The 8,755-nt window shown below is 47.7% G+C and carries 1 protein-coding gene; it reads left to right on the plus strand.

The window, feature by feature from the left end; all coding sequences use genetic code 11:
• Positions 1-8,755: thrombospondin type 3 repeat-containing protein (locus A3761_RS26110; protein WP_068749915.1), on the plus strand; the 8,755-nt coding region annotated here is incomplete at both ends.

Consider the following 8,755-nt stretch of genomic DNA (forward strand, 5'->3'; position numbering starts at 1 on the left):
GACGAGGCTGTTGGTACTGAAGACCCTAATGCTGTATTAAGTGCACTCACACAAGATTTAGCCGATGGCCAGATCGACGGTAAAGTCGACAATGAAGAAGGTGGCTCAGAATCGAGTGATATTTTTGGCGGTGCTGAAGATGATGCTGCTGAAGATACAGCTAGTGCCGCACTTCAACTTTTAGAGCAAGACCCTGCTTCCTTACCGATTCCGAACGACCCTCAAGGTCGTACAGTTGGTGAAATGAAACAAGTGATTAACGATGAAAAAGAAGACCTGGGTAATGAAGGCGTTAATACTGAAATAAATACTGAAGAAGAAGTTGTACTCAAGCCCGCTGAAACTGACCCAGACCTGGATGATGATGGCGTTCCAAATGATCAGGACGCTTTTCCTGAAGATGCGAGTGAGACAACTGACACCGATGGTGATGGCACAGGTAACAATGCCGACAACGACGACGATAACGACGGCGTTAAAGATGAAGACGATGACTTCCCTCTAGACGCAAGCGAACAAACCGATACAGATGAAGATGGAATCGGTAACAATGCCGATACTGATGATGACGGCGATGGTACTGAAGATATTGCCGATGACTTTCCTTTAGATTCTGAACGTCAGAATAAGTCTGATAAGGATAACGATAACTGGTCTGCCAATCAGGACCCTGATGATACCAATGCCAGCATTCCAGGTATCGATTTTGTTGATACCGATGGCGATGGCATGGCTGATTCTGGTGGCAGAAATGATGACCCTGATGATGATAATGATGGTGTGATCGATACTGAAGATGCCTTCCCAACAGACCCTACAGAACAAAAAGACCAAGATGGCGATGGCACAGGCGATAATGCTGATACTGATATCGACGGTGACCAGGTGCCGAACGATGAGGATAAGTTCCCACGTAACCCATTTGAAAGTGTTGATACCGATGGTGATGGTATTGGTAATAATACAGATGAAGACGACGATGGTGATTCCGTACCTGATCTTCAGGAAGAGCAAGATGGCACCAACCCGCTAGAGCGTGATACCGATGGTGATGGCGTGCTCGATAACGTCGACCAAGGTCCAACTGACCCAACGGTACAGTTCGATTCAGACCAAGACGGTATTGATAATGCGATAGATAATTGCCCAGTTCATTACAACCCTGTACAGAGTGACCTGGATGATGATGGTCGCGGTGATCCTTGTGACCTGGATCGCGATGGTGATGGCGTTAACAATGATCTTGACGCCTTCCCTTCAGATGAAACAGAAACAGAAGATACTGACAATGACGGTGTAGGTAACTCAGAAGATACTGATGACGATAATGATGGTGTTGCCGATGATCTGGATGATTTCCCGACTGACCCGAATGAAATTGTCGATACCGATGGCGATGGTACCGGTGACAATGCAGACAGCGATGATGATGGAGACGGTACACCTGATTCCGAAGATGCCTTCCCTCTAAACTCTAGTGAAGACACCGATACCGATGGTGATGGTATTGGTAACAACACCGATGATGACGATGATGGTGACGGTGTTGCCGACAGTGATGATGCTTCACCTCTAGATGCCTTGGCAAGTACTGATACAGACGGCGACGGTGAGCCAAATATCACTGATACCGATGATGATGGTGATGGTACGCCAGACTCTGAAGATCGTTTCCCACTGAACCCTAATGAAGATACGGATACAGATGGTGATGGCATTGGTAACAACACTGATACTGATGATGATAATGATGGTGTAGAAGATGATGCTGATGCCTTCTCTTTACTTGCTTCTGAGCAATTAGACACAGACGGTGATGGCACAGGTAACAATGCAGACACTGATGATGATGGTGATGGTACACCTGATGCCTCAGACCCATTCCCCCAAAATGCTTTAGAGACTCGTGACTCCGATGGCGATGGTATTGGTGATACAGCCGATACGGATGATGATAACGATGGTGTACTAGATATAAACGACGCTGCACCGACTAGCCGCGATGGTGATGAAGATGGCGTAGGTGATGGCCGTGATAATTGCCCAGTGAATAGTAACAGTGATCAGCGTGACTCAGATGGTGACGGCCAAGGTGACGCCTGTGATAGTGATGATGATAACGATACAGTCGAAGATAGCGCAGATAATTGCCCAACAGTACCGAATAGGAATGGCCAGAGCGATAACCTAGACGGTGATGACTTTGGTGATGCCTGTGATGATGATCGTGATGGCGATGATATCAAGAACGGTGTCGATAACTGTCCTTCGACCGCTAACTCGGATCAGGAAGACACTGATGGCAATGGCTTAGGTAATGCTTGTGAAGCTGATAGCGATCAGGATGGTTTCGCCGATCAGTTAGATAACTGCCCTGCCGATGCTAACCCAGGCCAGGAAAACTTCGATGGCGATGCTCGCGGAGATGCTTGTGATGGCGACGATGATAATGATGGCGTGAGTGACCAGGCAGAAGAGGCTGCGGGTTCTGATCCTAAGGACAGCGACTCAGATGATGACGGCGTTGATGATAAGAATGATGCCTTCCCAACAGACGAGACGCGTCAGGAAGACTCTCAGGGTGATGATGACGACGATGGCGTAGCAAACGGCATTGATAATTGTCCAAATGATGCCAACGCGGGTCAGGAAAATTTTGATGGCGATGCGCAAGGCGATGCTTGTGACCATGACGATGACAATGATGGTGCGCCAGATGATGCTGATGACTTCGATAACGATCCAAATGAGCAATCAGACAGTGATGGTGATGGCTTAGGTGACAAATCTGATAACTGCCCAACGGTTGCAAATGAAGACCAGAACAATGCTGACCAAGATGGATTTGGTGATGCTTGTGATGCCGATACCGACAATGATGGAGTAGGCAATGAGCAGGACAACTGCCCTGTCGATATGAACCCTGGACAGCTGAATGCAGACGGCGATGAGTTTGGTGATGTTTGTGATAGTGATGATGATGGTGACGGTGTAGAAGACGCCTTCGATAACTGTCCAATTGACGCTAACAGTAATCAGGAAAACTCTGATTCTGAATCAGATGGTGGTGATGCTTGTGACCATGATGATGATAATGATGGTCTAAGCGACGCGGAGGAAAATGCAAAAGGCACCGACCCGACTGATGCTGATACAGATGACGATGGCGAAAATGATGGTGATGATAATTGCCCGCTGATTGCTAATGCAGGCCAGGAAGATGCCGATGGCAATGGCCAAGGTGATGCCTGCGACATTGATAGTGATGGTGACGGTGTATTGAACACCATGGAAGAAGCTCAGGGTACTTCACCTACCGATGCCGATTCTGATGATGATGGTAGCAATGACGGTGTCGATAACTGCCCAGCAATTGCTAATGCTGATCAGCGTAACTCAGATGATGATGCTGAAGGTGATGCTTGTGATTTGAACGATGACAATGACGCTGTTGATGATGATGCGGATAATTGCCCAACGGTTCCGAATGATGATCAAGCTGATGCCAATGAAGATGGAGTGGGTGATGTTTGTACTGCTGATGAAGATCAGGACGGTATTCCAGATACGGTAGATAACTGCCCTGCGGTGGCAAACCCAGTTCAGGAGAACGCTGATCATGATGCACAAGGCGATGCCTGTGATAACGATGATGACAACGATTCGATTGAAGATGCTAGTGATAACTGCCCGGTTAAGGAGAATGCTGACCAACTTGATCTAGATGGGGATCAGATTGGTGATGTGTGTGATCCGGACTCTGATGGTGATGGCGTTGAAAATCTAGTCGATAATTGCCCATTAATCGTTAACGCGAACCAGGAGAATACTGATCAGGATGGTCAGGGTAATGCTTGTGACTTAGATGATGATAACGATGGCGTATCCGATGAGAATGAAGCGGCTCAAGGTACGGACCCACTGTTAGCGGATAGTGACGACGATGGTAGTCACGATGGAGATGATAACTGCCCGCTAATCGCTAATGAAGAGCAGAAAGACACAGACTCTGATGGCTTGGGTAACGCTTGTGACACCGATGATGATGGCGACACGATTGCTGACGATGTCGATAACTGTCCACTCGATAGTAATGTTGGACAGGCAGATAGCGATGAAAATGGTGTTGGTGACGCGTGTGATGTGCCTTCAGTAGCTTTGTTCTACTTGAATGAACGCATTGTTAACTCTGAAACTGAAACTGATGAGTCAGGCACTGAAGATGGCATTTGTCCTTTCGATGTAAATGATGAAATGACTCGAGTGTCTCTATGGAGACAAGAAGGTTCTGTTCTAAGGGTTAGCTTTGGTGATGAAGGGCATGATGAAGGTGGTGAGTTGATGATCGATCCATCAGGACGCATTAGTGCTTCATTCAGCGATGAGTACAGCGGCGAGCATGGTTCCATGCAAACTGAGTTGGATGTTGATGGTCAGTTGGATGCAGAGTCAGGTGTCATTGTTGCCACCGTTGAAGAGAGCTTCACCTTTGCAAGTGCAGACGGCCAGATTGTTGCGACCTGTGCCTACAATGCAACAGAAACCTTTACGCCGATGGATGAAGTGTCTGCAAGTACTATCTTCGATGGTGAAACCGGAACTAATGTAGGCTTTGTTTGGATGGAAGGCGACGAGCATTATCAGGACTCAGCCAATCAGCCGGTCTTCGACTTCTTCTATGGTGTGATTGATGACACTGAAGAGCGTCGTTATCGATACGACACCAGCACCGGTGCACCGATGTGGGTAGAGGAAACTGAGGAAGACTCAAGTTTCATGCTCGGAGCCAATGGTTGGGTTGAAGTATCAGACAAAATGTTGGTTGAGGGTACGCCAGGTGTTACAGCTAATGTGGTTGCAAAGGATGCAAGCGATAACATTTTAGCGAACTGGCAAGTAACGCCATTCTCTGCGAATGTTACGGAAGAGCCAATGTTTGGTTTGATCCCTCGTGAGTGGAGTGAAGAAGGCCTAACAGCGCCTGAAGAAGTCTTTGCAGGTAGTGAGGTCTTGGCTTTGGGGATACATGCTGTGTCGCAGTTGGATGTTTATGAAGTTCGCTGCGGGGGAGCACCTGATGATGGTCCGGCAGACGGTACCGCACCAACGATGGCTTGTCATAATGCAATGGAAACAGATGACGGTACGGGTAGCCCTGTGTTAGCCGATTCGTTAGGTGACATTATTTATGAAGCAGACTCTTCAATGACAGAGAAATGGCAGGGTATGCCAGCGGGTTACTCTGATGAAGGTGAAGTTTTTGCCTACCTAACGGGTGCCGACACAAGTGGTGATGAGGGTACAAGTGGTGATGTCAGCTTCTATATCTATGACTGGGATAGCGAGTCGCTTGAAGCACTCGATCACTCTTCAAGTTGGACGATAGAGGACCCATTAGGTGATGATACGAACTTGGTGATTTCTTTCGCTTTACCTACAGAGCTTGGTAAAGAGTTTGGTGATGAAATGCCTGATGCTGTGATTGCTTCAATGATCGAAGACTCATCCGACAGTCAGCTCTATGTTCGTACTGGGCATTTCCGCGAAGCAGGTAAGCACCATTATGATAGTGGCTTGAATGGTCCGGCGATTGAGGAGGTTCAGGGTAACTTTAGCTATATTCCTCCAGAGCCAGACTCAGACCACGATGGAGTTGTAGACAGTGAAGATAACTGTATCGATGTGCCAAACCCCGACCAGGCAGATACGGGTGGCGATGGTGTTGGAGATGCCTGTAGTGGCAGTGGTTCTGAAGACGGTGTATTCACAGCTGAGAATGTGGTTGGTCACTTTGCAATCACCTTCCCAGAAGGTGACACCGAGCCTGAGAGCCAGGCTTTCTACAAAATACGAGATGATGGTACGGGGACAGTTTTCTTTGAAGACGGTCCTGCAGAGGGAGAAGAGTTTACCTGGTTAATCGATGGTGAAACCTTAGTCTTGGAAATTACTACTGCTACCGGTTCTCATGACTGGGATGAATATACGCTGACTTCCGGGTCTGTGGACTATGGGAGTATTCGTGCGGTAATCGATGAAGGTAATGATTCCAGTATTGAATATGACGGCCCTGCACAGTGGATGCGTGATATGGGAACTAGCGGCCCAGAAGCCTGTACCACAGGGGATGTCGAAAGTGGCGCGGTTGAAGCGGACTACGACCAAGCTGTCGAGGACTGTGGCGGCCTGGATAAGCTGCTAACGACAGAAGAAGTGAACGATACCGTTTGGTACAGCGAGCAAGATACGGTTGCTTTTGATAGCGGTGGAACCGGCAGCTTCGAAGACCATCACACTGGAACTGAATACACGACTACCTGGTCGATAGATTCTGGCTTTGTTCGCTTTACGGCGACAAGTGCTTCAGGAGTATTCTCTCGTAAGCTAGGCATCTTGTCTGATGGCTTCCCTCATATTTCTACCAAGTTCTTCCATGATGGTGAAGCTAATGACTACATTGCTAGCATGCTGTATGCAGTGAGTGAAGATGCGACTGACAGTGACTCAGACGGTATACCGGATGATATTGATAACTGTCCGACTGATGCAAACAGTGATCAGCAAGATAGCGACCATAATGGAATAGGTGATGCCTGTGATGGGGGAGACACCTCTGGTCATATGTTTACGGTAGAAGAACTTTCTGACCAAACTCGCTTTAATGTTTACTTCGACGATGCGCCAGATGATGGTGGCGACCCTTACTACATTATGGAGTCCATGACCTTTAATTCTGATGGCTCGTTTAGTGCTGAGCTAGATGACAATGCCTTGTCGCGCGGAGAATCACACTATTCAGGTGACTGGAGTATAGAAGCCGGGGACTTGGTTTTATCACTCAATGGAGGCACAGAAACAGAATATATTCACGCCTTTGGGGTCGATGATGAAAATGGTGCGCTACTGGTATGTTGGGGGTCTGTACCTTGTTCTGATGACACGGAATGGTTCTTTGATGGGCAACTATCAGCTGAATCCTTCTTGATGGCAATGAATAATGGTGGGACTGGTGGTACTACAGTCGAAGATGCTGACGGTGATGGTATTGTCGATCAGGAAGATGCGTTTGTTGATGATGCGACAGAGCAGTTTGATACCGATGGCGATGGTATCGGTGATAACGCCGATGCTTGTCCATATACAGCTGATACCACATGCGATGGCTCGGGTGTTCCTAATATGTCTGGTGAGTACCTACTTGCCTGGAGTGTTGACGGAACTAACCCAGATAACGAGATGCTAAATGACTCTGGTGATCAATGTGTTGCGGAAGATGAGTTATCAGGTTTTGCTTTGGTTCGAGTACAGCAGGAAGGAAACCAGGTTATTCTCAATGGAGGTGACGGCGAAGACGGCTGGATGTCGATTGGTACGATCGATACTAATGGCGATTTCTCTGTAGAAGAGCTTAATAACGAACCGGGTCGAAGCTTTGTACTATCAGGTAACTATGATGGTACGGGTATAGCTGGTGGGAGTTTTACGGATTCAGAGCAAAATGAAAGTGAAACCTTAACCTGTTCTTCTAACGGCACTTATACAGGCTCGGCACCCGTTGCCATTACCGAAAGCGATATTGATTCTACGGGGGCAACATGGTTTGAAATAGACTATGACCACGATGCTGCGGGCAATACTCAACTTGAGTTTGAATACGGAACAATAAGTGGTGAGCTTGAGACGCTATTTGAGTTAGACCCTGAAACTGGCATGTGGGTTGATCGTAGCTCAGAAGATATCGGTGCAGGAGAAATGTCGGTACTGACAGCCAATGGCATTGAAAGACTTGATGACCTGTTTATCATTGTCGGTTACGGTGCCGATGGATCAGAAACGCTTGGTGAGACCGCGAGAGTTGCAGCAAGCTTTGATGGTGATCCCAACGATGTTGTCGCGACGGATGTAGATTTGTCCGCCTTTGATGTCTCTGGTTTGCCAGTTCACTTAGCCTTTGGTGATGAAGCTTTCGATGCGGATGCCGTCTTTAGTGATGGCGCAGAGATCTTTGTTGCAGAGCTCAGCGCTGTTAACACTTCGTATATTTTCGAGTGTGATGCAGACTGGTCACCTTGGTTTGCTTCAAACCTTGATTGCGACAATGTGGTGCCAATAGGCTTTGTCGCTGAAGACCCTGATGAGGATGGTATTCATGATCCAATTCCAGCGACGTCTTTTGCTGATGTATTTTCGACCGCGGCAGAGCTACTTGCTCAGCCAGTGACGCAAGAAGTGTCTGATCGGGGGCTGTATATTGGTCATGGTTATGATCATGGTGGATCATTCCATATTCGTGCTTATCTTGAGTCGACTTCAGGTGACGGCAGTGGTTTGGACGGTGATCAAAATGCAGGGATTGGTTTTGTGAAAGTTTATGACCACTCTTCAGATGTATTCCATATAGCTGAACTGGCGATAAGCTCGACAACCATCGATTCACATCAAGTTATTTCTTTCGAGGTGCCTGAATTGGTAGCGAAGCTCGTTGATTTGGATAGTGAAGAGCGTCACCAGTTTATCTTTGTTGATAATTCCGAAACGGCAGGGCCGATTGTGCGCCGAGGAGGAGTACAGCTACAGGGCGCCGGTGATAAGGAACTGATGTTCAATAATGTAGCTTTTGAGGATCTGAAAGCGGCTGTCATCTTACCGGGTAATGGTGGCGGAACGGGCGGTGCTCCGGCTGGAGAGAATATCGGCCTTTGGCTACTTGATAACGGTGGCAGTGACTACCATGCAGTTGTCTTTTATGGTGATG

This window comes from Oleiphilus sp. HI0123 (genome assembly GCF_001635315.1).